Consider the following 24,420-nt stretch of genomic DNA (forward strand, 5'->3'; position numbering starts at 1 on the left):
ACCCCGCGTCGCCGGCCCGTCGCACCGCCTCGGCGGTCCGACGGGGGCCCGGTGGGCGCGGCCCCGCAGACGAGAAAGTGAGAGGAAAGACGGTGAATCCCGTGAGCACGGCACGAACAGCGGTCGGCGCATCACTCCTTGAGGACTTCTCCCTGGAGATGACCGGGAAGGACATCCCCAAACTGGAAGAAGCCCGCGACACCATCCCCCAGGGCACCCGCATCAATGTCACCTTCCTCGGCAACGAGGATCTGCCGATGCGCCTGGAGGCGGCCCGCGCGGTCAAGCGGCTCGGCTTCGTACCCGTGGCGCACATATCCGCCCGGCGCCTCGGCTCGCGTGCCGACTTCGAGCAGTTCCTGGCCGGTCTGCAGGCCGACGGTACGTCCGACAACGTGTTCCTCGTCGGCGGAGACCCGGCACATCCCGAGGGCTCTTATGCGGACTCCCTGTCCCTGATCGACACGGGACTGCTGCAGGAGTACGGCGTTCGGCATGTCGGCATCGCCGGATACCCGGAAGGCCACCCGGCGATCGACGGCGACTCGCTCTGGTCCGCACTGCAGGACAAGCACAGAGCGCTCGCCGTCCAGCCTCTGGAGGGCGGTGTCATCACGCAGTTCGGGTTCGACGTCGACCCGGTGCTCACCTGGGTGGAAGAGGTCCGCAGCCGGGGCATCGGACTCCCGATCAGGATCGGTGTGCCCGGGCCCGCCGGAGTGCGCCGGCTCATGTCGTACGCGGCCCGATTCGGTGTCGGTACCAGCGCCTCCGTGGTCAAGAAGTACGGGTTCTCACTGACCAACCTCATGGGCACTGCGGGACCGGACCGCTTCCTGCGTGACCTCGCCGCGGCCTACGAGCCGGCCCGCCACGGCGACCTGAAGATCCACTTCTATACGTTCGGCGGGCTCAAGGCCACCTCCGACTGGGCCGCCCGTTTCCGGAAGGAAAGCCTCGCATGACCCTCACGCAAGACGCCCCGGCCCGCGCAGCCGCAGGCAAGCTTCCGGCCCAGCAGTCGTCGCTGATCGTGCAGGGTGCCGACGCCACGGGCATCGTCGCGGCCGTGACGTCGGTCCTCAGCGGATACGGCGCGAACATCGTCTCCCTCGACCAGTACTCGGACAACCCACAGGGCGGCGCCTTCTTCCAGCGCACCGTGTTCGGCCTGGACAGTCTCCAGGCCGCGATGCCCGCGCTGCGGGCCGAACTCGACAAGCGCCTGGTGGAGGGGTTCGGGCTGAGCTACACGCTTCGGGACATGTCGGTGCCCAAGCGCGTTGCGATCTTCGCGTCCAAGTCCGACCACTGTCTGCTTGACCTGCTCTGGCGCCACCGGCAGGGGCAACTGCCCGTCACCGTTTCCATGGTGATCTCCAATCACCCCGACGTGGCGGAGGAGGTGCGCAGCTTCGGCATCCCGTTCTTCCACGTCCCCTGCCAGGGCGCGGACAAGTCCGCCGCCGAGGCGGAACACCTGCGGTTGCTGAAGGGCAACGTCGACTTCGTCGTTCTGGCCCGCTACATGCAGATCCTCTCCGGAGGCTTCATCGAGAACGTCGGCGTCCCGGTCATCAACATCCACCACTCCTTCCTGCCGGCCTTCATCGGCGCCGGGCCGTATGCCAAGGCCAAGGAGCGGGGCGTGAAGCTGGTCGGGGCCACCGCCCACTACGTCACCGAGGATCTCGACGAGGGCCCGATCATCGAGCAGGACGTCGTACGCGTCACCCACGCGCACACCGCCGCCGACCTCACCCGCCGCGGCGCCGACGTGGAACGCGCGGTCCTCTCCCGCGCCGTGCTGTGGCACGCCGAGGACCGGGTCATCCGCGACGGCAACCACACCATCGTCTTCGCCTGACGGAGGACGTTCTCCGGCACGCAGAACCGCCCGGTGCAGGGACAAACGGTCTTGTCGTGCGCCATCCCTGTGACCGAGCCGTCCGGCCGCGACGACCGGCGGCCGGTCCGGTCACGGCGCCGTACAGCCGCGGTCACGCCGACCGCACGCAACACACTCCTCTCACCTGGGCGAATCGTTCCTCACGACAAGAAAGCGGTTCGCCACCATGACCACCATGATCGACGGCACCATGATCGCCCAGCGGATCCGCGCACAGGTCGCCGAGGAGGTCGCAGCAGCCACAGGTCCGGGCGGAATCCCCGGACTCGCGACCATCCTCGTCGGCGACGATCCGGCCAGTGCCGTGTACGTCGCCGCCAAACGACGCGCTATCGGGGAAGCCGGCATGCGCGACTTCCACCGCCACCTGCCTCCGCACGCCACCCAGAACGACGTGGCCTCGGTGATCGACGAGCTCGCCGCCGACCCGCACGTCTCCGGCATCCTGCTCCAACTCCCGCTGCCTCGGCAGCTGGACGCGGCTGCGCTGATCGACCGTATCCCCGTCACCAAGGACGTCGACGGCCTCACCACCGCCAGCGCCGGCCTCCTCGCTCGTGGAGAACGCGGATTGCGCCCGTGCACGCCCAGCGGAGTCATCGAACTTCTGGACGCCGAGGGCGTTCGGCTCAAGAGCGCCCACGTCGCCGTGGTCGGCTGGGGCGAACTGGTCGGACGGCCGCTGACCCAGCTCCTGCTACAGCGCGGAGCGACCGTGTCCGTCGCGCACGAATTCACCACCGACCTCGCGGCTGTCACCCGGCCTGCCCACATCGTCGTGGTCGCCACCGGAGTCCGCGGGCTCATCGGTCCCGAACACGTCAGCCCCGGCGCCGTCGTCATCGACGTCGGCATACACCGCACACCCTCCGGTCTGACCGGCGACGTCCGCTCTGCCGAACTCGACGGCATCGCCGACCGCATCACCCCCGTTCCCGGCGGCGTGGGTCCTATGACCATCGCCATGCTCATGGTCAACACCCTGCGCGCCGCCCAGTGGGGCGCCGAACGCGAGGCTGTCGCGGCATAGGCAATCCGCGAAATCAGCTCGGTTTGTTGCTCAACAGCCCGGTTTCGCACCGGATTTCAGTGATTCCGCGCCCCTGGGCGGGCCGAGCCTCGCCCAGGGGCGCGGCAGCGCATCACACAGGAGGCGCGGAATGGACCAACTCCCTCCCATGGCCTTGCTCGGCGGACAGCTCGCAACCGGTCTTGTCGACGTCACCAGCGATCCCTCGGCGCTGGACGCCGAGGGCTTCTGGGCTGTGACAGCCGACTTCGAGGGCCGACTGACCTGCGCTCGCTTCCGCGACGTACGGCGGATCGAGGACGGCCATGGCCCTACGGCGCCGTGGCACGGACCGCGCGCCGGCGCATGGACCACTTCGCTTGAGCGCGACGCCTACATGAACGGTGTAACACGCATCCGCGAGCGCATCGCCGCCGGTGAGGTCTACCAGGTGAACCTGTGCCGGGTCCTGTCCGCTCACGTCGGCGCGGGCGCCGACGTCGAGGCACTGGCCGGACTGCTGGCACGCCACAACCCGGCGCCGTACGCCGGTGTCATTCGCGTTCCCCGCCATGGTGTGGAGGTGGCCACCGCCTCCCCGGAGCTCTTCCTCCGTCGCGAAGGCAGGGACGTCGCCTCGGGTCCCATCAAGGGAACCGGCCGCAGCGAGGCCGACCTGCTGGAGAAGGACCACGCGGAGAACGTGATGATTGTCGACCTGGTCCGCAACGACCTCGGCCGTGTCTGTGTTCCTGGTTCCGTGACCGTGCCGGACCTGTGCGCCGTCGAGAAGCACCCGGGGCTTGTCCACCTCGTGTCCACGGTCCGAGGGCGGCTGTGCGAAGGCACGGGCTGGCCCGAGCTGCTCGCGGCGACCTTCCCGCCCGGTTCCGTCACGGGTGCGCCGAAGGAGAGCGCCCTGCGGATCATCGGTACGCTGGAGACATCCCCCCGTGGTCCCTACTGCGGAGGAATCGGCTGGGTCGATGCCGACCGCGGTCGCGGCGAACTGGCGGTTGGCATCCGCACGTTCTGGATCGACCGGGCCGAGGGCCTTCTGAGGTTCGGCACCGGAGCCGGCATCACCTGGGGCTCGGAGCCGGAGCGCGAGTGGCAGGAAACCGAACTGAAGGCGCGCCGACTGCTGGCCATCGCGTCAGCGGACGTCTCCGGAGCTCGCTGCGATGCCTGACGAATGGGACTGCTTGGCGAGGCGCGGCCTGTGCGCTGAGGGGACGCAGCGCGCGGGCCGCGCGTTGGGGGTTGGCCGTGGCTTCGACGTTGCGGCAGTACCGTCAGCGGGGCGTGATCATCGTCCGGGTCCGGATGCACGGTCGCCCGGACCCGGGGGAAACCGAGGTCGGCGTCGGCCGGGGGCACCCAGTGCAGAGTGCAGGCCCCAGACCCTGGACATCTCGGTTCCCGGTGCCGCGTATTCGCTGTCGGCCAAGGCGAGCGGCAGAAGGACGCCCACGTGGTCGTGCGGATCGGCCTGGAGGGTGTCGCCGGCGCCGGCTCGCCGGAGGGCAACTCGGCGTGGGTGCGGGCGTAGCTGTGCACATAGTCGGATCCTCGCCGCTCCCCAATGCCCGTACGAGTGTTCTCGTCATCGAAGACCAGCGTCACCCGCGTGCGCGTGACCTCATCCTTTGCCTTCGCAGGGAGTTCCGTCCGATGGAGTCATGCCGGAAGGAAATCGACCGGCCGTAGATCCTCGAAGGCCACGGTCGAGCGCCCAGCATTCTGTTCTCGGCGCCGCCCGGCGAAGTCGGCCTCGATGCTCTCCGGCAACGACGGCTCGGGGGCAGGCTTCCGCAGGAAACGATTCAGAGGAACTGAAACGATACCTAGTGCTGGATTCCTCAAATGGAGTACACGTATCGGCGGCGTAGGACGCGTGTTGAAGGTGTGGGTCTTCCCCATACCCAGGGCCGGGCGCGGGTATTGAGCTGGGCTGTTGCCAGGCGAGTGGCTTGGTCGATCTCGGGTGGTCCGGCGAAGGACTGGCCCGCGAGGGCGGCCTTGCGGAAGATGCGCCACCAGCCTTCCTGGAGGTTGAGCCAGCAGGCTCCGACGGGGATGAAGACGTGCCGGATTCTGGGGTGATCCTCAAGCCAGGTTCGGGTGGACAGGCTGTTGTGCGAGGACAGGTTGTCGGTGACCACGTAGATGTCGCCAGCCGGATTGGCCCCCTCGACCCTTTGAAGAAACTGCTGGTAGAAGGCACTGTTGCGGGACGAGGCGGTCATCGTGATTTCGTGTCCGTCCCGGACCCGCAGAGCGCCGTAGACCCAGGTCTTCTCCGGCCCACGCCCGTAGTCGACCTCGGACTTGATGCGGTGGCCGTCCGGCGACCAGCCCGGCGCCGGCGGGAACGTGCGGGGGATCACCGGTCCGAGCTCGTCGGCGCAGACGACCGTCGCACCTTCGGGCGGGCAGGTCTAGAGCTCGATGATCCGTGTCCTTTTCCCTCGAAGTCCGCGTCTCTCGACCGGGTCCAGGACCGGGTGCGGCGCCAGCGCACCCCCTCAGCCAACAGGATCCGGCGGACCTGGCTGCGACCGACCTCAATGCCCATCCGTCCGGCCTCGGCGGCCGGTGCGTCAGGGGTCCACTCTGGCGGCCCGGACTCATCCGCCGCGGCCAGCTCGCCGTCTGCCTGCACGGTCAGCCGGCCTGGGGGCGGCTGTTTGACCAGGCCAATGATTCTTGAGCGTTCCGCTTCGGTGATCCGCCGCTTCCGGCCCTGCCCGCCCAGGTCCTCGAGTCCGTCCAGGCCGAAGCGGTCGAAACGGTGCAGCCACCGGCGCACTGTCTTGGGATTGCACCTCAACTCATCCGCGATGGCAGGCACCCGCTGTCCGGCCCAGCTCAGCTCGACCATCCGGGCCCGCAACACCAGATCACGCGGCGCCTTGTGCGCCCGCGCCAGCCGGTGCACGATCCGTTCCTCGTTCTCGTCACGGCTCGGCCGTGCCCGTAACGCCACCGTCCAGCACCCGCCCCCGAACAGCCGAACCACCCCGTCACCAGGACATATACCCAGCGAAAGAGAAATCCAGCACTAGGCCGTTTCGTTCGGATCACCGATCCCTTGGCATGTGAGGGCGCTCGTCGAGTGCGGCGCCTCCGGCGGTCTCTGTAGCCTGGCGGTGCTGTACGTCGGGGGGAGCTGACCGTGGAGAACATCCTGTCCGTGGCCATCGGGGCCGCTATCGGCCTCATAGGGGCGGTGTTCGGTTCGTGGTTCACCGCGCGCCGACAGGACCGCATGTGGCTCCGCGAGCAGAAGCTCAAAGCCGGGATCGGCTTCGACACGGCCGTAGTTCAGCTGCTGGACTACCTGAAGGAAACACAGCTGAGTGACGACGGTGCCGGAGCCAACGAGTTGGCGAACCAGATGCAGGAAGCACGCTCAGCCCTCTACCTGCTCTGTGCCAGCGACACCGTCGATCTCGCCGATGCTCTCGCGCGTCGGGTCTGGAGCACCCGGCCCACCGACGGCAGGGACGACCGCCGGGCCGAGTTCCGAGAGACGTTGGACCTCCTGCGTCGCTTCACCCACCAGCTCCGGCAAGAAATCGCCAGATCGTAGTCCCCATTGGATCAGTGGGCGGACCAGAGGAAGATGCCTGCGATGTGGAGTCCGGCCAGGTAGATGGTGGCGGTCTTCTCATAGCGGGTGGCGATGCCTCGCCATTGCTTGAGTCGGTTGATGCAACGCTCGACGGTGTTGCGCTGCCTGTAGGTCTCCCGGTCGAAGACCGGTGGCCTGCCGCCACGGCTGCCACGACGCAGCCGGTGACCTTGCTGGTCGGCCGGGACGGGGATCACGGCTCGAATGCCGCGCTTGCGCAAGTACTCGCGGATCGCGCGTGAGGAATACGCTTTGTCCGCCAGGACCACGTCCGGCCTCGTCCGGGGCCGTCCACGGCGTCGGGGAACACGCAGCCTGGCCGTGACATCGATGAATGCGGGCGCGTCGCCGGCCTGTCCGGCGGTGAGAACGAAGGCGAGCGGCCGACAGCGGCCATCGGCTGCGAGGTGGATCTAATAGCGGCTCACCCGCAGCCAGCTGCGTGCCCTGCTCAACCGTGCCGGACGACTCCGCCGCGGGATCGATACCGAGGCCGAACGGCTCCGGGAGATCTTCCGCAGGGACTGCCTGCACCAGCTGCCGAAGGCCGAGCAGGCCATGGGCAGGCAGGCCCAAGCACTCATCCAGCAGCTCGACGCCACCTGCCGGAGCGTCGACGACCTCGCGACGGCCACCGAGGAAGCGTTCCTCGCTCACTCCGACGCAGAGACCATCATCAGCTTCCCCGGACTGTCGGTGACGTCCGGCGCCCGTGTTCTGGCCGAGGTCGGCGACGACAGGAAGCGGTTCGCCGACGCCCGGGCCTTGAAGGCATACGCCGGCGCCGCCCCGGTGGCCCGCGCCTCCGGCCGCAGCCGCGTCGTGGTCGCCAGAGCCGTCAAGAACCAACGGCTGGCCTCCGCCGGATACATGTGGGCCTTCGCCGCCCTGCGCTCACCCGAACCCCGTGAGCACTACGACGGCCGCCGCGCCAGCGGCGAACGGCACACCGCTGCCCTGCGGAACCTGTTCAACAAGCTCCTCGGCTGCCTCTACCACTGCCTGCAAGCGCGCACCCTCTACGATCCCGCGCTCGCTTTCGCGCCCGTCGTCGCGCACGCTGCATGATCGTCTGCCCGTTCCCATAACGAACATGCCGATGCTGATGGCGAATGTGGCTTCAGCCGACCCAGGGGCCTGGGAGCTCTTCACGGATGGCCTCAAGATCGGAGATCGTGCGCCCGCGCACGTGGATCCAGGACTGGTCCTGAAGACCATCCCGGCGGACCAGTCGACTGGGAGCCGCGTACCAGCGGACCGGTGAGTCGTCCTCGCTCGCCCACATCGGATGGTCGGGCAGGCCGACCCGGACATACCGGGCATGGAGATCCGGCATCAGCGCGTCGGGCAGCTCGCAGGCGTCATAGAGGCTGTCCGCGGCGAAGAGCGACTCGCTCAGCACCACCTCGACCCACGCCAGGGACATCCGATCGAGAAAGGGAATCCAGCCCTGATGCGACTCCACCACCACCGGTGGATCGTCCTGCTCGATCTGGCTCAGGGGGATTCCCCAGAAGGCGCAATCCTGATTCTCCCGACGGAAGACCAGGACGCCGCCCAGGGCGTCATCGACATGAAGGCCAGGTGGCCTGACCAGTGGGTCCTGCTGCCGGGTCAGGTCGTCCCGGCGGCCGATGAGCGCATATCCCTCACGCAAAGCAGCCGGCAGCTCGAAGCCCAGGTCGGCCTCAACTGCCGCCAGCTCATCAGCGGTGCAGCCGTCTTCCGGCTCCACCGGACGGCCCAGCCATGCGTCGGCGAACCAACGCACGAACTCCCAGGCATGGGAGCGAGCACGCAGTCCACCTCGCAGAGTCACCGCCACATCAGGACCGTCCAGCACGCCGAGGACGCTACCGCCTTCTTCAACCGTGCGGCGAGCCACAAGAGGTCCAGCCTCCCAGTAGCCGACAGCTCAACTTGACCCGCCAGCGACATGAGATGTCTTCGTGGTCAGCCCGCCGCGGGACCCGCCGATGGCGTGGTCGCCCGGCTCGCCAGCTGGGGCCCCTCTTTGCGGGCCCCAGCCGCATGCTGGTGGGCCCGGACGATCGTGGAGTCCACCGAGACCGCCCAGCTCAGGTTCTCGTCCGCATCAGCCTGGGCCATCAGCGCGGTGAACACTCTCTCCCACGTGCCGTCGACAGCCCACATCCGCAGCCGGTTGTAAACGCCCCGCCAGTTCCCGTACTTCTCCGGCAAGTGAACCCACTGCGTCCCGGTCTGGAACTTGAAGGCGATCCCGTCGATCACCTCGCGGTGATCCCTCCACCGGCCACCCCGTTTCGGCGTCCGGTCCGGGAGCGATGGCTCGATCCGCGCCCACTGCGCGTCAGTCAACGGCACACTCGGACCAACGACCGGCTGATCCAAACGAAACTGCCTAGTCGCGTAGGCTAACCCCTGAAACTTAATCGTTCTAGCGGTCGGACACCACTTTTGGTGACGCCGCTCGTGGACTGGGCGCGCCCCGTCCAATGGAGAGGGAGTATGCCGATATGGGCCGTTCCGGCCGGGTGACGTTGAGTGACGTGGCCAAGGTGTCCGGCGTGTCGCGGGCGACGGTGAGCTTCGTCCTGAACGACGACCCACGGCAGACGATCTCCGGCGCGACACGGGAACGGGTCCTGGAAGCGGCCCACGACCTGGGCTACGTCCCGCATGGGATCGCCCGCGCGTTGCGCGAAGGGTCGTCGCGCATCGTGGTGCTCAACGTGGACTGGAGCCTTGAGGGCAACTTCTCCCGCAGCTACGTCCGGGGCCTGGACGAGGAATTGACCCAGCACGACCACGTCCTTCTCGTCCGGCACGGACACGCCGCGCCCGAGGCCACGCAGAAGATCCTCGACGCTATCGCGCCTCGGGCGGTGTTCAGACTCGGCGAGGTCTACATGCAGGGCCACGGGCCCATCGAAGAGGACTGGGAAAACGGGTTCGCCGCCAACGCCGCCCTGCAGATCGACTATCTCGCCGAAAGGGGGCACCTCCGGATCGCGATGGCCATGCCCGACCATGACTTCCCGCTCACCGAGGCTCGCCTCGGATTCGCCCGGGAGACCGCCCGGCGTCTGGGACTTCCACCCCTGGAACGCCTCGTCGTGCCACGGCCACGAGAGGCCGGCGCGGCCGCCGTCGAGACGTTTCTGGCAGCACACCCGGACGTAACCGCCCTGGCCGCCTTCGATGACGACATCGCCCTGCGTAGCCTGACCGCCCTGCACGATCTCGGCGTGCGAGTACCCGAGGACATCGCGGTGATGGGCTTCGACGAGACCGAGTACGGCTCCCTGTCCACACCCGCGCTCACAACCGTCCACATCGACGCTGAAGTCCTCGGACGGCTCGCCGCCCGAGGCGCCCTTGGTATCGACACGGAGGGCCTGGCCCCCGTGCCCGGCCGGATCGTGGTCCGCGCGTCGGCGTGAACGTAGCGGCCTGCCACGAACAGGCGCACCTGGCGGCGGCTGGGGCCCCGATGCGCAACAGAATTCCTGGGCTGCGATGCGCTCGTTGCCGACGCCGCCCGGTGCCCGTGACCCGGGCGTGGACCCGCAGGGGTGTCTTTGAGGGGACGGGTCGGTGGTAGCGCACCTGGAGGGGGACCGTCATGCCGGGCATTCCGGCGGCGGCGCAGGCCCAGCCCATGAGTTCGTCCGGCGGCATGGCGCTCATGCCGCCGTGCCCGTAGCCGGCCGGGCCTTCGTGGGCGGTACCGAGGGTGCAGTGGCCGACGACACCACCACTGTCCGGGGTCACCTGCATGGTCGGAGCGAGGGGGCTGCCGGCTCCGGTGACGGGGCTGTACATGCGTACCCCTCCGGGGAACTTGTCCCCGGCCGGGATCTCCGCTCGTACGCGTCGGCGTCCGGTCAACTGCCCGGTGAGCCGGCACACGCCGTCCGTCACGCGGTGCAGGACTTCGGCCGAGGCCGCGGTGCGCACGGTGGCGTCCACCAGGGCCCGCAGTTCGTGGCCGAGACCGGTGATCGCCGCTCGTTGGTGGTCCAGTTCCTCTCCTGCCGGTCGTGCGGGGTAAGGGTTCGTCGCTGGGGATTCGGTCGGTACTACCTTCATCAGGCTTTCTCGGTCGGGGCGTAGTGGGTCGTGGCCGCGACGCTGTCAGCCGTCGGCGCGGACGAAGACGGGCTTGAGGTGCTTCTCGGGCAAGGCATCGGGGAGCTGCTCCCAGTCGAAGACGTGGGAGACGACCCGTGCCGGGTCGACCTCGTCGGTGCCGGCCAGGGCGAGGGCGTCGGGGATGTGGTTGCGGACGTTGTCGCGGGCGATGCGGAGGGTGACGCCGGTGAGGTACATGTCGAGGAGGGGCAGTTCGCCGGGGCGGAAGTGGTTGCCGGCGGACTCGCAGATGCCTTCCGGGGCAAGGGATTCGACGGCGAGGGCGAGTTGGTCGACGCGGCCGGTGGCCTCGACGGCGATGTCGAAGCCGTGCCGGACCGGTTCGAGTGTCTCGGCGGTGGCGGCACCGTAGCTTCGGGCGATCTCGCGGTGCTCGGGGTCGGGGTCGACGTACAGGACGACGGAGGCGCCGAGTGCGCGGGCGATGTCGCACACGTACAGGCCGATGCTGCCGCGGGCGACGACCAGGACCCGGGCCCCCGGCCTGTTCTTCAGATGGGGTGCGACCAGGCGCCAGGACAGGGACCAGTTGTCGCTGGCCGAGGCCATGGCGACCGGGTCGAGGCCCGTGGGCAGGGGTACGAGCATGGCGTCCGCGAATGGCACGCGGATCAGGTCGGAGAACAGGCCGCCCCAACTGCCGCCTATCGGTGCGCCGTACATGGCCATGTGCGGTACGGCCGTGCAGTGGGCGGTGAGTCCGGAGCGGCAGTTGTCGCAGGTGCCGCAGTTGATGGACCAGGGGACGACCACCAGATCCCCCGGGGCTACGGCGGTCACGGCGTCGCCCGTCTCGACGACCCGGGCCACGCATTCGTGGCCGAGGGCGAACGGCGGGTCGATGAAACCGTGCCCGGCCAGGATCGCCGAGTCCACATCGCAGGAGGTGGCCGCAACCGGGGCGACGATAGCCTCCTGATCCGACCGGAGCTTCGGGTCGGGTGCCTCGCGCCACTCGACGGTGCGTTTCGCGACGTAGGTCAGTTCACGCATCGGCGCGCTGCCCCTTCGTCAGTGCCACCAGGTCGGCGTAACGGATGACCGAGCCACCGGCACCCCAAGTGCCGTCAGGCTGCTCGTGCACCAGCACCCATACCCGCAGCGCATCGTCCGGGGCAAGTCCGGCGGCGGCCAGCACGGCCTTCGTCGCGTCCTCGACCAGGCCCGCCTTGCGGCGCTCGGACAGCGCACCCTGCGGGACGGTGACGTCCACGAGGAAGCGGGGCTCGTCGTCCTCGGCGGTGGTCTGCGCTCCTTCGGGCAACTCGACCAGGTAGCTCCATGCCTGGGCCCGGAAGAACGCTGTGTCGGCTGCTCCCTCCCAGCGCAGCAGTACGGCGGCCAGGTCGTGCTGGATGGTCTTGCGACCCTCCTGGGTCAGCGAAGCGGGCGGGACGGTGAGCCGGACCATCGGCATGAGGAAGTCTTCCCTTCGGTGGGCGCACGGCCTATGACGATCGTTATAACCGGAGATCACGCTAGGCTATGACGAGCGTTATATCCAGATGGGAGTGCGGTCTTGGCCAAATCCAGCGCGCCGTCGCGTGAGCGCATCGTGGCCGGTGCGGCCGACATGATCAGCAGGCGCGGTCTGAGCGCCACGAGCATCCGGGACCTGGCCAAACACGCCAAGGCGCCGCTCGGCTCGACGTACCACTACTTCCCCGAGGGCAAGCAGCAGCTGGTCACCGAGGCGGTGCGGTATGCAGGGGGAGCGGTTGCCCGCATTCTGCGCGCTGAGCTGGGTGCGGGCCCGGTTGCTGGCCTGCGGGCCTTTCTGGGCCTGTGGCGCGGCGTCGTCGTCGAGAGCGATTTTCGTGCCGGCTGTCCCGTGCTGGCCGTCTCCGTCGAGGAACCGCCGGTCGACGAGGTTTCGCCGGCGCTCACCGCCGCCGCTGAGGCGTTCGGGGGCTGGGAGCGGCTGCTTGCCGAGTCGCTGGGGGAGCGCGGGGTGGCCCGCGACCGGGCCGAGGGTCTCGCGGCCCTCATCGTGGCATCGGTCGAGGGTGCCACCGCCATGTGCCGCGCCAAGGGCAGCGCGCAGCCCCTGGATCAGGTCGCGCAGCAGCTCGAAGCGCTGATCGTCGGCGCGATCGACCGTCCGGCTTGACGATGGAGGGTTTCAGGGTTCAGCCGTCGATCGCCGCGCGGACGGCCTTGGCCCTCTCCTCGGTGAATACGCCACTTTCGAGGAGGGAGATGATGGAGAGTGTGCCGCCGCTGGAGCCCCAGCTGCCCTCGTCGATGACCCGGAAATTGACCCACCAGGCCGGTGAGGGCTCCGGCAGTCCGCAGGCTTCGGCCGGCGCGGCCAGGACGCGCTCGATGACCTCGGCCCGGACTTCCCGGCGCCAGTCCCCGTCCATGACCGCCACGTCGATCACCATGACGTCGAGCCCCGGACCGGTGTCCGCCAGTGCACGGCCGCCGATGGCCATCATGTCCGGCTCGTGCTCCATGAAGTGCACCTGGAACCCGCCCCGCGCGGCCGGTGCGAACTGACCAATCTCGGGGACGAGCATCGCGTCCGTCAGCGTCTCGGCCAGCGCGCGGCGCTCCACAAGGCTCAGGCGTCCCTTTGGGGTGTTCACGGTGATGACGGTCACGGCTGCCTCCTATAACAATCGTTATATACGAGGCCCGTCGGTTAGACGTTGTGGAGCCTTGTGGCTGCATTGGGGAGGCGGAACTGAGGCGCTGGCCACCCATGTGCCCAGGGGATTCAGCTGCGCTCTTCTTCCTCGGACTCCATGCGTCGGATTCCCTCGTGGGTGAGGGTGACCATCGCGGGGGTGTTGCCCGGTTCCCAGTCGACGGTGATCAGGCTTTCGCCCGCCAGGTAGGTGCAGGCGGCGGCGAGGTCTTGTTCCGGTATGTGGAGGTCGCGTCGCAGTTGTGCTCCGGTGATGCCGAGGAGGCGGTTGCCTTCGACGGCTTGGTACAGGACCCGGAGCACCTGTTCGCGGTAGGTCTTGCGTTCGCTCAGTGTGGCCATGACCGCGTCCTTCCGTGTGCGGGGGTGGGTTCCGGGGCCCGTGAGGGCTCTTAGGTCTCGTCGGAGTGGGCGCCGGTGCTGACGGGGCTCCGGCTGGCGGCCAGCCAGGAGCGGGCGGGACCGGCGGGTGTTGCAGTGTCCACGGTGAGGTGGAGGCGGGTGTCGCCGTGGAGGCCGGGATAGCTGCGCTGTTCCGCTCCGGCGAAGCAGTGGCGAAGCGCCTGCGCGACCGCTCGGGCGGCTTCGGGCGTGTGCGCGATGATCCGTACCTTGGCGTGCCCGAGCGAGGCCAGTGGCTGGGTCTCGATGTACTTCATGTGGGCGTGTTCCCTTCGGGGTGGGCGAGAAGCCGACGGGGTGGGGGTGCCGTGGCGCCCCCACCCGCTGCCCCCGGTCGGAGGAAGGTCCGTTCCTCACCGGTCATCCGTGCGGTGGGTTCGACGACTGGTGTCGTCCGGCAGGCCGGGAGGTCTCGGCAGGGGGTCGCTGAAGTGGTGGGCCGCGATCCGTGCGCCGTGCTGGGCATTGAGCAGGTGGATCCAGCGCATCCCGATGCCGATGGCGAGGACGATCACTGCGATGACGACGAGGGTCTCCACGGAACTCACCTCCAGCCGTTTCCGGGCAGCGGGAGGGCGCTTCGCCTCATCGGGCTCCCGAAGGGGGACATGCAGGCCCCGCCTTCGCTCTCCCAGGTGGCTTCCCGGCGCACGGTGTCACGGATGCCGCGCTCGATGACGGCTTCGTTGGTCATCAGGACGCCCGCGGTGAGGACGCTGCCCGGGATCGCTGCGGCGGCCATCAGGCGGGCCGCAGCTGCGGGTGCGGTCTCGGGCGGGATGACGAGGAGGTCCCAGCGCCCGACGGTGTAGGAGAGCAGGATGAGCTTGTCGGGGTCCTGTTCTGTGAACCAGCCCACGTGCAGCATGCGCCCGTCCACGGCAACCGTGTGCGGGACGACGGGCCAGCGGGTGGGGTTCACGGTTGCGCGCGTGATGCGCCCCCAGGGTTCCTCCAGGGCGGCGGCGAGCGGTGGGAGCTCGGCTTCGAGGTCGCGGGAGTAGGGCCACCAGGCGCCGTCCAGCTGGCCGGCGAGCGTGGTCGTGGGGGTGAGGGACAAGCGTGCCGGAAGGTCTGCGGCGAGGTCGCGGGGGGCGGTCCGGGCGAGGGTCGTGGTCATGGTGCGGACCTGCCCCCGGGCTGCCCTGCGGCAGCCCGGTTTTTCGTGTTCGCCGGAAATGACACCCGCGTTAAAGGCCGGTGTGCGAAGTACCTCCGGTGCTTTCACTGTACGCCTGTTCGGCGGGCTATGACCGTCGTGACCAGGTATTTTCCGGCGGACGCTGGATAGGGCGGCGGGAGTATCGTGAAACGACGGCGGGCTCGTGCACGTCGCCGACCGGGCACTGGCGTGGGCATTGGCCGCGAACTGCGACGACGCACGGCCGCACCCCGTAGACGGGCGGACCCACATGGCTGACACCGACCTTCCCCACCCGCCCCGACTGCTGCTGCCGGATGCGATCCACCAGGCGGTCAAACCGGGTACGGCCTTGCTGCGGCTGGAGACCACGCGGTCCCGGGAGGGGCTCCTGGATGGCGCGTGGTGGCCGCGTACGCGCGACATCGAGACCGAGCTGCCCGCGCTGATCAGCGTGTTGACCGGGCATCTCGGGCCGATCACCAGGGTGGGCGTGGACGCGTCCGCCTGGAACGGGCTCCCGACCCGCCTGGTCATCGACGACCAGGTCGTGCACCTCGACTCCGACCCGGTCGGCGACGACACCGTCCTCATCACCCGTGGCGACAATGACCACTTCGCCCTGCTGGTGGTTCCCCCGGACGCCACAGCCGACGCCGCCCGCGAAGCGATGGCCCGCGCCGTCCGCGCCGACAACATCACCCAGGCCGCACAGATCCTCATCGCCACCACGCCCGAACCCGAGTAGGCCAGGTCGTTGAACTGGGACCGGCCGCAGCCTTTCACGCATACCACCTTGGTTGCCGTGAAGCGGTACCTGGACGGGGGCCCGATTCTGTCGTTCGACGGTTAGACAGAGGTCGGATGACAGTAGCGCCGACAGCTGCCGCGGGGAAGCCGCTGCTTAAGTTGTCGTGGTGTCTACGGCGTTGTATTCCGGTTCGCCGCTTTCCAAGACTCGGAGCAGTGATGCGGTGACAACCCGGGTGGCGCGGCCGATCCGGAACACGCGGCAGGGGAACTCGCCTCGGCGTACGAGGTCATAGCTTTTCGACCTGGACAGTCCCAACGCATGGGCTGCGTCTTCGACGCTCGCTGTTCCGTTCCAGGTGGCTCGGATGTGTGCGGGGCTGAACTGCCCGTTCTGTGTTGCGCTGTGGTGGAGGCGTCGATGCCCTGCTCGATGACGTGCAGGACTCGCCAGCCCACTGGCTGGGCTGGACCCTCGATCGGCATTCGACCACGCTCGCGCGGAAGCTAGTGGACGTACGGGCGGAGCTGCCCAGCCGTGCTGGAAGGCCGGGGGCCAGCCAACGAGAGTGAGCTGGTGTCAGAGGCGTCGCTGATACTCGGATGGTCTATCAGGTGAGAGGGAGTCGGTGTGAAGGAGTTGCAGGATTGCATAACCCGCCTACTGCCTGACGCGGTCAAGGCGGAGATCGAACCAGAGAGCTGTCCGACCTGGTTGCGGCGGCCAGGGAAGGTCGAGTGCGCTGGCATGTGGGAGACGGTCGCGGCGATCTACGGCGCGGTCACCGGGCTGGTCCTGCCGGAGCAGGCCCCTTCTCGTGAGCGGCGGAGCCTGGACGTTCTGCTGACCTACGAGTACGGGCAGCAGCAGATCTTGGAGGTTGACGAGAAGCAGCACTTCACCGCGGCTCGCGCTCTGACGCTGGAGTGCTACCCGGCAGGCGTGAAGCTCGGCTTCGACGCTTCTCGATGGTTGGCTCGCTCGAAGGCTATGACGGGGCGTGAACCCGGCGGCGGCTTCGGCAAGCCAAAGCCGCCGTTGTTCCCTGGCGAGGGTGGGCGCCATCGGCAACGCGCCTTCAGGGACGCGCTGGCGGATCTGCTGCCGTCCGTGCACGACTGGCTCCCGACTATCCGGATCAGCGATGCGGAGGTCACCGCCATCACCGCCACACCGGAGCCGGTCAGGTCGCTCAGGACACTGCTTGGTGAACGAGGCGTACCGGTTGCGTGCCTTGCCTCTGAGTGAGATGGCGCGGCGGCCCCCGTTCAATGGCAGAAGCGAAGCGCCCGGCCAGCGCATCGGCCGGCCGGGCGCACTGCTGCCGCCTGTGAGACGACGAAGCCCGCCGGAAGGCTCGGCGGGGCGTCTGCGCGCGGCGGGCTATGACAGCGTGCAGTGTCCGGCGAGGGCACCGTTGTACTCCGGCTCTCCGCTTTCCAGGACGCGGAGCAAGGATGCGGTGACGACACGTGTCGTACGGCCGATGCGTAGCACGCGGCACGGGAACTCCCCGCGACGCACCAGGTTGTAGCCCTTCGCCCGAGAGAACCCCAACGCCCTGGAGGCGTCTTCCACGCTCCCCGTTCCGTCCCAGGTGGCGCGGATGTGCGCAGGGCTGTAACGGGTGCCGTGCACCTCGTTGGTCTGTCCGTGCAATTCAGATTCTCCAGTTGTTAAGACGGTGCGGCTGTGGATCACGGTGTCGACCCGGAAATTGATCAAAACAATAAGTGACGTAAGTAAGGTCACTCGTATTGCGCGCTGAGGCTTATGCCGATAGCCACCCCGGTGTAGGTCGACTCCGTCTCCGGGTGCACTCGGGGATGCGATAGCCGACCCCCTACGGTGCGGGCGAGGCGGAGATGCTGCTATGCGCCTTACGGGACCTTGAGCGCTCACGGCACCTGTTCCGCAGGAGATCTGCGGCAGCGCAGAGCGCAGACAGATGCGCGACGCTTTCAATTGGCAGCCGTCGTGGCGATTCCTTTCGACGTAGGGGCAGCTAGGGGCGGTGGACCATCGATGATCCGCGGAATTGCCGGTTTGGCTAACCGGCGATCCCGTGCTATGTTGATCCACTTCGAAGCTGGCTGGACCGATATGCGTCCACTCGTGTGGACCGACTGTTGCAGCCTGGGCCCGTTTCCTGCAGCTTTCTCCAGCAGGAAATACCTGTCCAGTTCGGCACCGTAACTGCCTCCTGGAAGCGATGCGCTCATGGAGAAGGGCAGACCCGCGTGGGAGATGTGGGAACGCCTGGCCGGCAGCAAGCAGCACCCCAGCAGGCCCGATGGCAGCGGCCGGGTTGCCGCGGGCAAATTGCTGGCTCGCAAGCGTCCCCACCTCATCCCCATGTATGACATCCGCATAAAGCAGCTCTTCGAGCGACCGAAGACGGACAACTCCTTCTGGGCCGCGCAGGCTGCGGCCCTGCGGGCGGACAAGGGAGCCTTCCGCGATCAGTTGGTCCGTCTCCGCGACAAGGCGGGTATCGGTGAGGGCATTGGCGTCCTGCGTGTGTTCGACGTCGTCGCCTGGATGCAGCAAGGCCACAGGGCCAGGTCGCAACGAGCTGAGCTGTGAGGTGGAGCATGGAGGGGAGGTGCATGGGGGGGCACCAAGGCTGACAATCCGAACCACTGTCCTCCAATTTGATGTGATTCCGATGACGCATCATGTGGAGTGCGTGGCGATCCTTGAACCGGTCGCGAAGGGGTCCTGACCTGCGGTTTTGCGCGTGCGCATTATGTGCGGTGTGGGCGTTACGGGCGATATCTTGACGCTGAAATGACGCTCGTGACGCTCATTTGACGCTCGTTCTGATGGAGCGTCAGGTGTGTTCCGTGGCTGGTCAGGCGGTCAGATGGCTAAGGCCGTGAGGCAGGGGCGCCGGGAATTTCGTGGTGCCAAGCAGTCATGCTCAGCCACATGAGCGGAGCGCCCAGCAGGTTCTTCGTCTGCTGGTGGTATACGCCGTACATGGCTCTGACGAGCACGAATGCGAGCTTTGAAGCGGGGATGGCGGGCTCTGGCCCGCGTATGGTCCGGATCTTGGTCGTGAACTGGGCGAAGCCGGAGCGGGAGAGGGCCTCGCTCAAGACGGGGCGTGATGCTCGAAGCCGCGAGGACGAAGAGATCTTCTTGAAGTCGTCTACCTGACGGCGCTGACCTGCGGCGATCCTGCTAGGAACGTCTCTGGCCTGTGCCGACCCGTTTTTCTGGACCTTTCACGCTGGTGCCCGGTTACGCAGTCGATTCTCCCCACGCGCTCCCCAGGACCGCTCATACTCCCCAGATTCTCCCCAGGGAATGGCCCCGAGTGGGGTCGGTGGGGCGTGCCAGAGAAGCTGCTCCGGTGGGTCCGAGGATCACAGGCGGTTGCGGTCTAGGAGTGGCACGGAGGCCGCCGGCAGCTGCTGACATCCATTTTGCGCGCCTTTCCATCACCTGCGGATGAAGCTGGTTCATGGCAGGTGCAGCGCCACGGACCACGACGAGGGCGGCATCGTCATCGGAGCAACCGCGCGCCGGCGGGAAGGACCCGGACGGCGATCTCGACACCGGCGACCAGGTCGGAACACCCCCGCGTCGGCGGGAAGGACCTCACCTGGAACATCGTCTGACCGTTGGGCTGCGGAACACGCCCGCGTCGGCGGGAAGGACGCGTCGCGGCCGCGGGCGGCGTCGACCTCGGCGCAGGCCGGAACACCCCCGCGTCGGCGGGAAGGACACGTCGATGTAGACCCGCTCGTCCAGCGGAGCCGGAGCACCCCCGCGTCGGCGGGAAGGACGCGAGCTGGCCCTCGCGCTTGATGACCGCGTGCGGAACACCCCCGCGTCGGCGGGAATGACGGTAGCGGGTAGGGCATGGCAGGTCGGGGTTCCGGAACATCCCCGCGTCGACGGGAAGGACGTAGCGCCCCAGCCGTAGGTGCCAAGAATCGACGGAACACCCCCGCGTCGGCAGGAAGGACATCGAGATCGCCCTCGACGAGATCTGCCGCTACGGAATATCCCCGCGTCGGCGGGAAGGACCTCTTCAGACCCTTGGAGACCCGGTGATGCGCCGGAACACCCCCGCGTCGGCGGGAAGGACCCGGAAACCTGAGCAGAAATGTAGGCAGGCTGCGGAACATCCCCGCGTCGGCGGGAAGGACGCCCGAGCATTCGATAAGTACGAGGTGTGCGGCGGAACACCCCCGCGTCGGGGGGAAGGACGCGCCGCCGAACGTGGCGCGGACGCGCAGGAACGGAACACCCCCGTGTCGGCGGGAAGGACCTGTGCGAGCGCTGCGATGGCGAGTGCACCGACGGAACACCCCCGCGTCGGCGGGAAGGACTCCAGGACCCGCGGGTTGACGGCGATCGAGAATGGAACACCCCCGCGTCGGCGGGAAGGACTCCCCGAACAGCGCCTTGTAGATCATGGACTCTGGAACACCCCCGCGTCGGCGGGAAGGACGTTGTCCTTCAGTCGTTCAATGAGGCTGGCAGAGAAACACCCCCGCGTCGGCGGAAAGGACATCGGCGCCCTGGACCCGGGCACCCACACTGACGGAACACCCCCGCGTCGGCGGGAAGGACGGCCGCAGGCTGCCGCGCCTGGCCGGACACTGCGGAACACCCCCGCGTTGGTGGGAAGGACGGCGCCTGCACCGGTAAGAACGCCGAACTGTTCGGAACACCCCCGCGTCGGCGGGAAGGACAGCTCGTCCCACGCGAAGTCCACATCCTCGAACGGAACACCCCCGCGTCGGCGGGAAGGACGCGAGGTCGGCGCCACCGTCAGACCCAACGGGCGGAACACCCCCGCGTCGGCGGGAAGGACAACGAACGCCCGTACCCCCACCCCGCACAAGGCGGAACACCCCCGCGTCGGCGGGAAGGACCTCGCGCTCTACAGCGAGATCCCCAACGAGCTGGGAACACCCCCGCGTTGGCGGGAAGGACTACTGACCGCCGCTCGGTACGCGCACGGGCTGCGGAACACCCCCGCGTCGGCGGGAAGGACGACGGATCCGCCCGCCTGCACACCACCAACACCGGAACACCCCCGCGTCGGCGGGAAGGACCGGATCGTAGACGGATGCTACGGAGGCGTGGACGGAACACCCCCGCGTCGGTGGGAAGGACGTCGACGGTGGTGACCAGCTCAGCGATGCCGTCGGAACGCCCCCGTATCGGTGGGAAGGACTCCAGTCCGAGGACGGTCTCCCAGGAGGCGTGCGGAACACCCCCGCGTCGGCTGGGAAGGACCCTCCCCAGCCCCAGTTCGGCAGGGGCCCGGTCGGAACACCCCCGCGTCGGCGGGAAGGACGTGAGCGGCACGCCCTTCTGGATCGTGAGCGACGGAACACCCCCGCGTCGGCGGGAAGGACACTTACTGACCTGCGCATCAGTGGCCGATTTGCCAGTTGGGCCCCTCCCCAGCCCCAGTTCGGCAGGGGCCCGGTCGGAACACCCCTGCGTCGGCGGGAAGGACACCCCGAGGTCCGCTCCGGCCACCGCCGAGTACGGAACACCCCCGCGTCGGCGGGAAGGACCTGCGGTGCCGGTGGAAGTAGAGCGAGACGACCGGAACACCCCCGCGTCGGCGGGAAGGACTGCCCGTCGGGCAGGGTGACCACGGCGGCCGGCGGAACACCCCCGCGTCGGCGGGAAGGACGCCATCGACGGCACGGTCTGGGCCGTCTTCGCCGGAACACCTCCGCGTCGGCGGGAAGGACAGGACCGGCCGGGCCGGCGCTTGCGCCTGCTGCGGAACACCCCTGCGTCGGCGGGAAGGACCGCATCGCGTCCAGGTCGTCGTCCCCCAGGCCCGGAACACCCCCGCGTTGGCGGAGACCATTTGATGTCGGCGATGGACGACGCGCAGACCACCGGAATACCCCCGCGTCGGCGGGGGACCACAGGAGAACCGTGTGTACTGCGCGAACGGTAGCCGAACCACCCCCGCGCCGTCGGGGACTACATGTCGGCCGCGAAGATCGCCTGCACGAGCTGGGGAGCACCCCCGCGCCGGCGGGGACTACGACCGGCACCGCCGTGTCCCCGGTGGCGCTGAGTGGAACACCCCTGCGTAGGCGGGGACCGCCCGGGGCCGGAGGCGTAGTGCTTGCCGTAGCCCAGAACACCCCCACATCGGCAGAAACCTGCCGAAGGTGCGTAGTCGGGATGTCCAACCGAACCGTCTCCGCCCGGCTGGGAGTTTGTGCTATCTGGTGTCAAGGTGCATGCGGTGCGGGGCTCGCGGGTTACCAGGTTACTGGTCTTTGGTGGGCCTTGTTTATGTGTGGCTGTGCGACCTTGACGCTTAGGGGTGGGTTGTGGGATTGGGAGTTGGTGTGGATGTTCGCGGGGCGTGGGGGAAGTTGGGGGGTGGTGTTGTTCCGCATCCTTTGATCTGCCATGCGTTGGATACGGCGGTGGTGGCTGAGAGTCTGGTGGATGTGCTGGTGGGGCCGCACTGTCGTGTGGAGTTGGACCGGGCTTTTGGTCCGTTGGGGGATGCGGTCGGTTGGGTGGCTGTTCTGTGTGGTCTGCATGATCTGGGGAAGTTGTCGCCGACGTTTCAGGGGTTGCGGGAGGATGCGGCGGTGTCGGCCATGGGTCCGGTGGGCGCTGCTGCCATCCGGCGGTTGACCCGGTGGAGGGAGTCCGGGGCGCGTACTGACTGTCATCACGGTTTGCTGACGGCGGTGCATATGGCGCGGTTGTTGCGGTCGTGGGGTGCGGCGCCTGCTACGGCGCGGTCCATTGCGTGGGCGTTGGGTGGTCATCACGGGGTGATTCCGTCGGCCGCGTCGGTGCAGCAGGCGCGGGAGGCTGTGGGGGACAACGGGGGGCCGTGGTGGGCAGCGGCGTGTGACGAGTTGGTCGGCCGGGTTGTTTCCCTGCGGGGGCTGCCGCAGCCGGGGGAACTGCGGTGGGGTGAGGTGCGGTTGAGTCCTGAAGCGGTGGTGGCGCTGGCCGGGCTGACGTCGGTGAGTGACTGGATCGCTTCTGCGCGGCCGGAGAAGACCTACGCGGGCCTGGACGTCGATCTGGCCGCCTACCTCGGACAGGCGCGCGTGAACGAGGCGTGCAAGATCGAGAAGTTGGCGTGGCGGCCGTGGCAGTCGCCCGGTGACACCGGGTTCTCGGCGCTTTTCCCGGATGAGGAGCGGCCGCATCCGGTGCAGGTGGCGGTCGAGGCGGTGGTGACCGGGATGCGGGGGCCGGGGATCGTGGTGGTCGCGGCGCCGACCGGGGAGGGGAAGACGAAGGCGGCGTTGCAGGCGACGGCGACGATGGTGCGCAGGTTCGGTCTGCGTGGTTTTTATGTGGCGATGCCGTCGCGCGTGACGAGCAATCAAGCATTCGAAGCTGTGAGGGAGCTGGTGGAGGGGGCAGGGGAGGCTGTGCCGGTGCGGTTGCTGCACTCCGCTGCAGCCGAGTACCTGAAGGGCCGTGCCGGGGCGGTGGATCCGGCCGCTGCACTGCGACCGGTCGGTGTTGACGTGGACGGTGTGGGTGACGGGGATGGGGAGGCCGCCGAGTGGTTCGCTCACAAGCGTGGTCTGCTGGCGCCGGTGGGGGTGGGGACGGTCGATCAGGCGCTGATGGCGGCGCTGCGCTCCAGCCACGTCTTCGTCCGTCTGACGGGGTTGTCGGGCAAGGTCGTCGTGTTCGACGAGGTGCACGGTTATGACGTTCACATGTCGACGCTGATGGACCGGCTGCTGTGGTGGCTGGGCCGGATGCGGGTGCCGGTCGTGCTGCTGTCGGCGACGTTGCCGTCCGGCTGCCAGCACGCTCTGGTGGAGAGCTGGAGGGCCGGCGCGGAGGGACGCAAACCCAGTCAGCAGGAGGCGGTGGTGCTGTCGGGTGGGTATCCGCGGGTGGTGTGGGCGGATGCCGGCGGCGACGGTGTGCAGGTGGTGGACGTGCCGGCCTCGGCGTTGAACAGTGACCGGGTGGTGGAACTGGTGCACGTCGACTTCGCGGCGCGTGCCCGGTGGGCGCTCCAGCAGGCCGGTGAGGGGTGGTGCGTGGCCGTGGTGCAGAACCTGGTCCGGCATGCCGTCGAGGCGTACGAGGAGATCCTCCAGCTCGTCGAGGAGTTGCCGGAGGATGGGCGACCTGAGGTGTTTTTGCTGCACGGGCAGCTGATGGAGGCGGAGCGGGCCCAGGCTGAGGCCGACATTCTGAAGCGGTTCGGCCGCCCGGACGACCGCGGGGAACAGGTTCGGCCGGCGCGGGCGATCGTGGTGGGCACGAAGCTGCTGGAGGAGGGCCTGGACGTGGACTTCGACGTGATGATCAGCTCCGTGGCGCCCATCGACAGCCTGATTCAGCGGATGGGCCGCATCCAGCGCCACCAGCGCGACGGCGACAGGCCCGGCCTGTTGCTGGCCCTGACCGGGGTCGAGGAGGAAGAGAAGAAGGTCAGCTTCCCCCTGTACACGAGGAACGTGTATGCGGAGGCGGTGCTGCTGCGGACGTGGGCGGTGCTGCGGGAGCGTACGCAGGTGCGCTGTCCGGATGAGGTGCAGCAGCTGGTGGATCTGGTCTACGGGCCGCAGGAGGCGCTCGCCTGCCCTCCGGGGTGGGAGAAGCAGTGGGAGCGGGCGGCCGCGCAGCTGGAGCGCACCATCGCCGGCCGGGAGGACAAGGCCGAGGCCGTGCGGCTGCCGCAGCCCCGGGATGATGTGCAGCTGTGGGAGCTGACCGCGCGGGCGACCAGGGCGAACCGTACCCGCCAGGACAGCTACCGGCGCGAGGGCGGGGGGCAGTGAC

24 protein-coding genes, 2 pseudogenes and 2 CRISPR repeat arrays are annotated in these 24,420 nt (G+C 68.4%); of the genes and pseudogenes, 12 read left to right on the top strand and 14 right to left on the bottom strand.

The annotated features are described in order from the left end of the window. The first annotated feature begins 92 nt into the window (after positions 1-92). The 4 genes from ACFWXC_RS31125 (at position 93) to ACFWXC_RS31140 (ending at position 4,110) form a co-directional block, all read left to right on the top strand. On the top strand, positions 93-965 hold the full coding sequence (locus tag ACFWXC_RS31125) for a methylenetetrahydrofolate reductase (protein ID WP_384483617.1): 873 nt from the start codon (positions 93-95) through the stop codon (positions 963-965). Then, on the top strand, positions 962-1,867 hold the full coding sequence (purU, locus tag ACFWXC_RS31130; RefSeq protein ID WP_384483619.1) for a formyltetrahydrofolate deformylase: 906 nt from the start codon (positions 962-964) through the stop codon (positions 1,865-1,867). The genes ACFWXC_RS31125 and purU overlap by 4 nt, the downstream gene beginning before the upstream one ends. Positions 1,868-2,075: 208 nt before the next feature. Next, positions 2,076-2,939, top strand: a complete 864-nt coding sequence (locus ACFWXC_RS31135; protein ID WP_384483621.1) for a bifunctional 5,10-methylenetetrahydrofolate dehydrogenase/5,10-methenyltetrahydrofolate cyclohydrolase — start codon at positions 2,076-2,078, stop codon at positions 2,937-2,939. A 130-nt stretch (positions 2,940-3,069) separates the two neighbouring features. Further along, on the top strand, positions 3,070-4,110 hold the full coding sequence (locus tag ACFWXC_RS31140) for a chorismate-binding protein (RefSeq protein WP_384483623.1): 1,041 nt from the start codon (positions 3,070-3,072) through the stop codon (positions 4,108-4,110). Between the two features lie 670 nt (positions 4,111-4,780). Here the strand turns inward: ACFWXC_RS31140 and ACFWXC_RS31145 are convergent. Together ACFWXC_RS31145 and ACFWXC_RS31150 are read right to left on the bottom strand one after the other, a co-directional pair. Then, the gene (locus ACFWXC_RS31145) at positions 4,781-5,308 is read right to left on the bottom strand and encodes a transposase (RefSeq protein WP_384483625.1); all 528 of its coding nucleotides are present in this window, start codon (positions 5,306-5,308) and stop codon (positions 4,781-4,783) included. Beyond that, positions 5,305-5,859, bottom strand: coding sequence for a helix-turn-helix domain-containing protein (locus ACFWXC_RS31150; protein WP_384483627.1), 555 nt, complete (start codon positions 5,857-5,859; stop codon positions 5,305-5,307). Before ACFWXC_RS31150 ends, ACFWXC_RS31145 begins: the two co-directional genes overlap by 4 nt. A 237-nt stretch (positions 5,860-6,096) precedes the next feature. Between ACFWXC_RS31150 and ACFWXC_RS31155 the strand changes: the two genes are divergently transcribed. Then, positions 6,097-6,513, top strand: coding sequence for a hypothetical protein (locus ACFWXC_RS31155; RefSeq protein ID WP_384483629.1), 417 nt, complete (start codon positions 6,097-6,099; stop codon positions 6,511-6,513). A gap of 11 nt (positions 6,514-6,524) precedes the next feature. Here the strand turns inward: ACFWXC_RS31155 and ACFWXC_RS31160 are convergent. Then, positions 6,525-6,968: pseudogene (locus ACFWXC_RS31160) on the bottom strand (IS5 family transposase); the annotation flags it as partial. Positions 6,969-7,113: 145 nt separating this feature from the next. Between ACFWXC_RS31160 and ACFWXC_RS31165 the strand changes: the two are divergent. Next, the gene (locus ACFWXC_RS31165; RefSeq protein WP_384483631.1) at positions 7,114-7,623 is read left to right on the top strand and encodes a transposase; all 510 of its coding nucleotides are present in this window, start codon (positions 7,114-7,116) and stop codon (positions 7,621-7,623) included. Between the two features lie 52 nt (positions 7,624-7,675). Here the strand turns inward: ACFWXC_RS31165 and ACFWXC_RS31170 are convergent, their stop codons facing one another. Beyond that, positions 7,676-8,398, bottom strand: coding sequence for an SMI1/KNR4 family protein (locus tag ACFWXC_RS31170; protein ID WP_384483633.1), 723 nt, complete (start codon positions 8,396-8,398; stop codon positions 7,676-7,678). A 110-nt stretch (positions 8,399-8,508) separates the two neighbouring features. Further along, positions 8,509-9,171 carry an IS5 family transposase gene (locus ACFWXC_RS31175; RefSeq protein ID WP_384483635.1) on the bottom strand — a complete coding sequence of 221 codons (663 nt, stop codon included), beginning with the start codon at positions 9,169-9,171 and terminating at the stop codon, positions 8,509-8,511. Between ACFWXC_RS31175 and ACFWXC_RS31180 the strand changes: the two genes are divergently transcribed. Next, positions 9,054-9,980, top strand: a complete 927-nt coding sequence (locus tag ACFWXC_RS31180) for a LacI family DNA-binding transcriptional regulator (RefSeq protein ID WP_384483637.1) — start codon at positions 9,054-9,056, stop codon at positions 9,978-9,980. The two genes, ACFWXC_RS31175 and ACFWXC_RS31180, sit on opposite strands and share 118 nt — an antisense overlap. A 97-nt stretch (positions 9,981-10,077) precedes the next feature. Here the strand turns inward: ACFWXC_RS31180 and ACFWXC_RS31185 are convergent. The 3 genes and pseudogenes from ACFWXC_RS31185 to ACFWXC_RS31195 form a co-directional block, all read right to left on the bottom strand. Then, positions 10,078-10,629, bottom strand: a pseudogene (locus tag ACFWXC_RS31185) (PaaI family thioesterase); the annotation flags it as partial. A gap of 45 nt (positions 10,630-10,674) precedes the next feature. Continuing rightward, positions 10,675-11,685, bottom strand: a complete 1,011-nt coding sequence (locus tag ACFWXC_RS31190; protein ID WP_384483639.1) for a zinc-binding dehydrogenase — start codon at positions 11,683-11,685, stop codon at positions 10,675-10,677. Then, a complete protein-coding gene (locus ACFWXC_RS31195; RefSeq protein WP_384483641.1) occupies positions 11,678-12,109 on the bottom strand; it encodes a 4-oxalocrotonate tautomerase family protein in 432 nt (143 codons plus the stop codon). The genes ACFWXC_RS31190 and ACFWXC_RS31195 overlap by 8 nt, the downstream gene beginning before the upstream one ends. Before the next feature lie 102 nt (positions 12,110-12,211). Here ACFWXC_RS31195 and ACFWXC_RS31200 point away from each other — a divergent pair, with 102 nt between their 5' ends. Beyond that, a complete protein-coding gene (locus tag ACFWXC_RS31200; RefSeq protein WP_384483643.1) occupies positions 12,212-12,802 on the top strand; it encodes a TetR/AcrR family transcriptional regulator in 591 nt (196 codons plus the stop codon). Between the two features lie 19 nt (positions 12,803-12,821). Here the strand turns inward: ACFWXC_RS31200 and ACFWXC_RS31205 are convergent, their stop codons facing one another. The 5 genes from ACFWXC_RS31205 to ACFWXC_RS31225 form a co-directional block, all read right to left on the bottom strand. Then, complete coding sequence (locus ACFWXC_RS31205; protein ID WP_384483645.1) at positions 12,822-13,298, bottom strand: 4-oxalocrotonate tautomerase family protein; 477 nt, start codon at positions 13,296-13,298, stop codon at positions 12,822-12,824. Between the two features lie 116 nt (positions 13,299-13,414). Continuing rightward, positions 13,415-13,687: a hypothetical protein gene (locus ACFWXC_RS31210; RefSeq protein ID WP_384483647.1), complete on the bottom strand. Its 273-nt coding sequence runs from the start codon at positions 13,685-13,687 to the stop codon at positions 13,415-13,417. Positions 13,688-13,737: 50 nt separating this feature from the next. Beyond that, complete coding sequence (locus ACFWXC_RS31215) at positions 13,738-14,004, bottom strand: hypothetical protein (RefSeq protein ID WP_384483649.1); 267 nt, start codon at positions 14,002-14,004, stop codon at positions 13,738-13,740. A gap of 96 nt (positions 14,005-14,100) precedes the next feature. Beyond that, positions 14,101-14,286: a hypothetical protein gene (locus ACFWXC_RS31220; RefSeq protein WP_384483651.1), complete on the bottom strand. Its 186-nt coding sequence runs from the start codon at positions 14,284-14,286 to the stop codon at positions 14,101-14,103. A gap of 5 nt (positions 14,287-14,291) precedes the next feature. Further along, a complete protein-coding gene (locus ACFWXC_RS31225; RefSeq protein ID WP_384483653.1) occupies positions 14,292-14,867 on the bottom strand; it encodes a DUF5994 family protein in 576 nt (191 codons plus the stop codon). Positions 14,868-15,159: 292 nt separating this feature from the next. Here ACFWXC_RS31225 and ACFWXC_RS31230 point away from each other — a divergent pair, with 292 nt between their 5' ends. Then, positions 15,160-15,636 carry a DUF5994 family protein gene (locus ACFWXC_RS31230; RefSeq protein ID WP_384483655.1) on the top strand — a complete coding sequence of 159 codons (477 nt, stop codon included), beginning with the start codon at positions 15,160-15,162 and terminating at the stop codon, positions 15,634-15,636. Between the two features lie 156 nt (positions 15,637-15,792). On the opposite strand, the gene ACFWXC_RS31235 is transcribed toward ACFWXC_RS31230, so the two are convergent. Next, positions 15,793-16,092 (bottom strand): helix-turn-helix domain-containing protein, encoded by a 300-nt coding sequence (locus tag ACFWXC_RS31235; protein ID WP_384483689.1) that lies wholly within the window; start codon positions 16,090-16,092, stop codon positions 15,793-15,795. 177 nt (positions 16,093-16,269) lie between these two features. On the opposite strand from ACFWXC_RS31235, the gene ACFWXC_RS31240 reads away from it, so the two are divergent. The 3 genes from ACFWXC_RS31240 to cas3 all read left to right on the top strand — a co-directional run bounded on the left by ACFWXC_RS31240 (position 16,270) and on the right by cas3 (position 24,419). Next, positions 16,270-16,887, top strand: coding sequence for a hypothetical protein (locus ACFWXC_RS31240; RefSeq protein WP_384483657.1), 618 nt, complete (start codon positions 16,270-16,272; stop codon positions 16,885-16,887). A 972-nt stretch (positions 16,888-17,859) separates the two neighbouring features. Then, complete coding sequence (locus ACFWXC_RS31245) at positions 17,860-18,225, top strand: DUF6308 family protein (RefSeq protein ID WP_384483659.1); 366 nt, start codon at positions 17,860-17,862, stop codon at positions 18,223-18,225. 930 nt (positions 18,226-19,155) lie between these two features. Continuing rightward, a CRISPR array of direct repeats spans positions 19,156-21,020; the repeat unit is 24 nt; unit sequence CACCCCCGCGTCGGCGGGAAGGAC. A 75-nt stretch (positions 21,021-21,095) separates the two neighbouring features. Beyond that, a CRISPR array of direct repeats spans positions 21,096-21,736; the repeat unit is 29 nt; unit sequence CGGAACACCCCCGCGTCGGCGGGAAGGAC. A gap of 250 nt (positions 21,737-21,986) precedes the next feature. Further along, entirely contained in the window at positions 21,987-24,419 is a 2,433-nt protein-coding gene (cas3, locus tag ACFWXC_RS31250) for a CRISPR-associated helicase Cas3' (RefSeq protein ID WP_384483661.1), read from the top strand. Position 24,420: the final 1 nt, after the last annotated feature.

This window comes from Streptomyces sp. NPDC058683 (assembly GCF_042716195.1).
GTDB lineage: Bacteria > Actinomycetota > Actinomycetes > Streptomycetales > Streptomycetaceae > Streptomyces.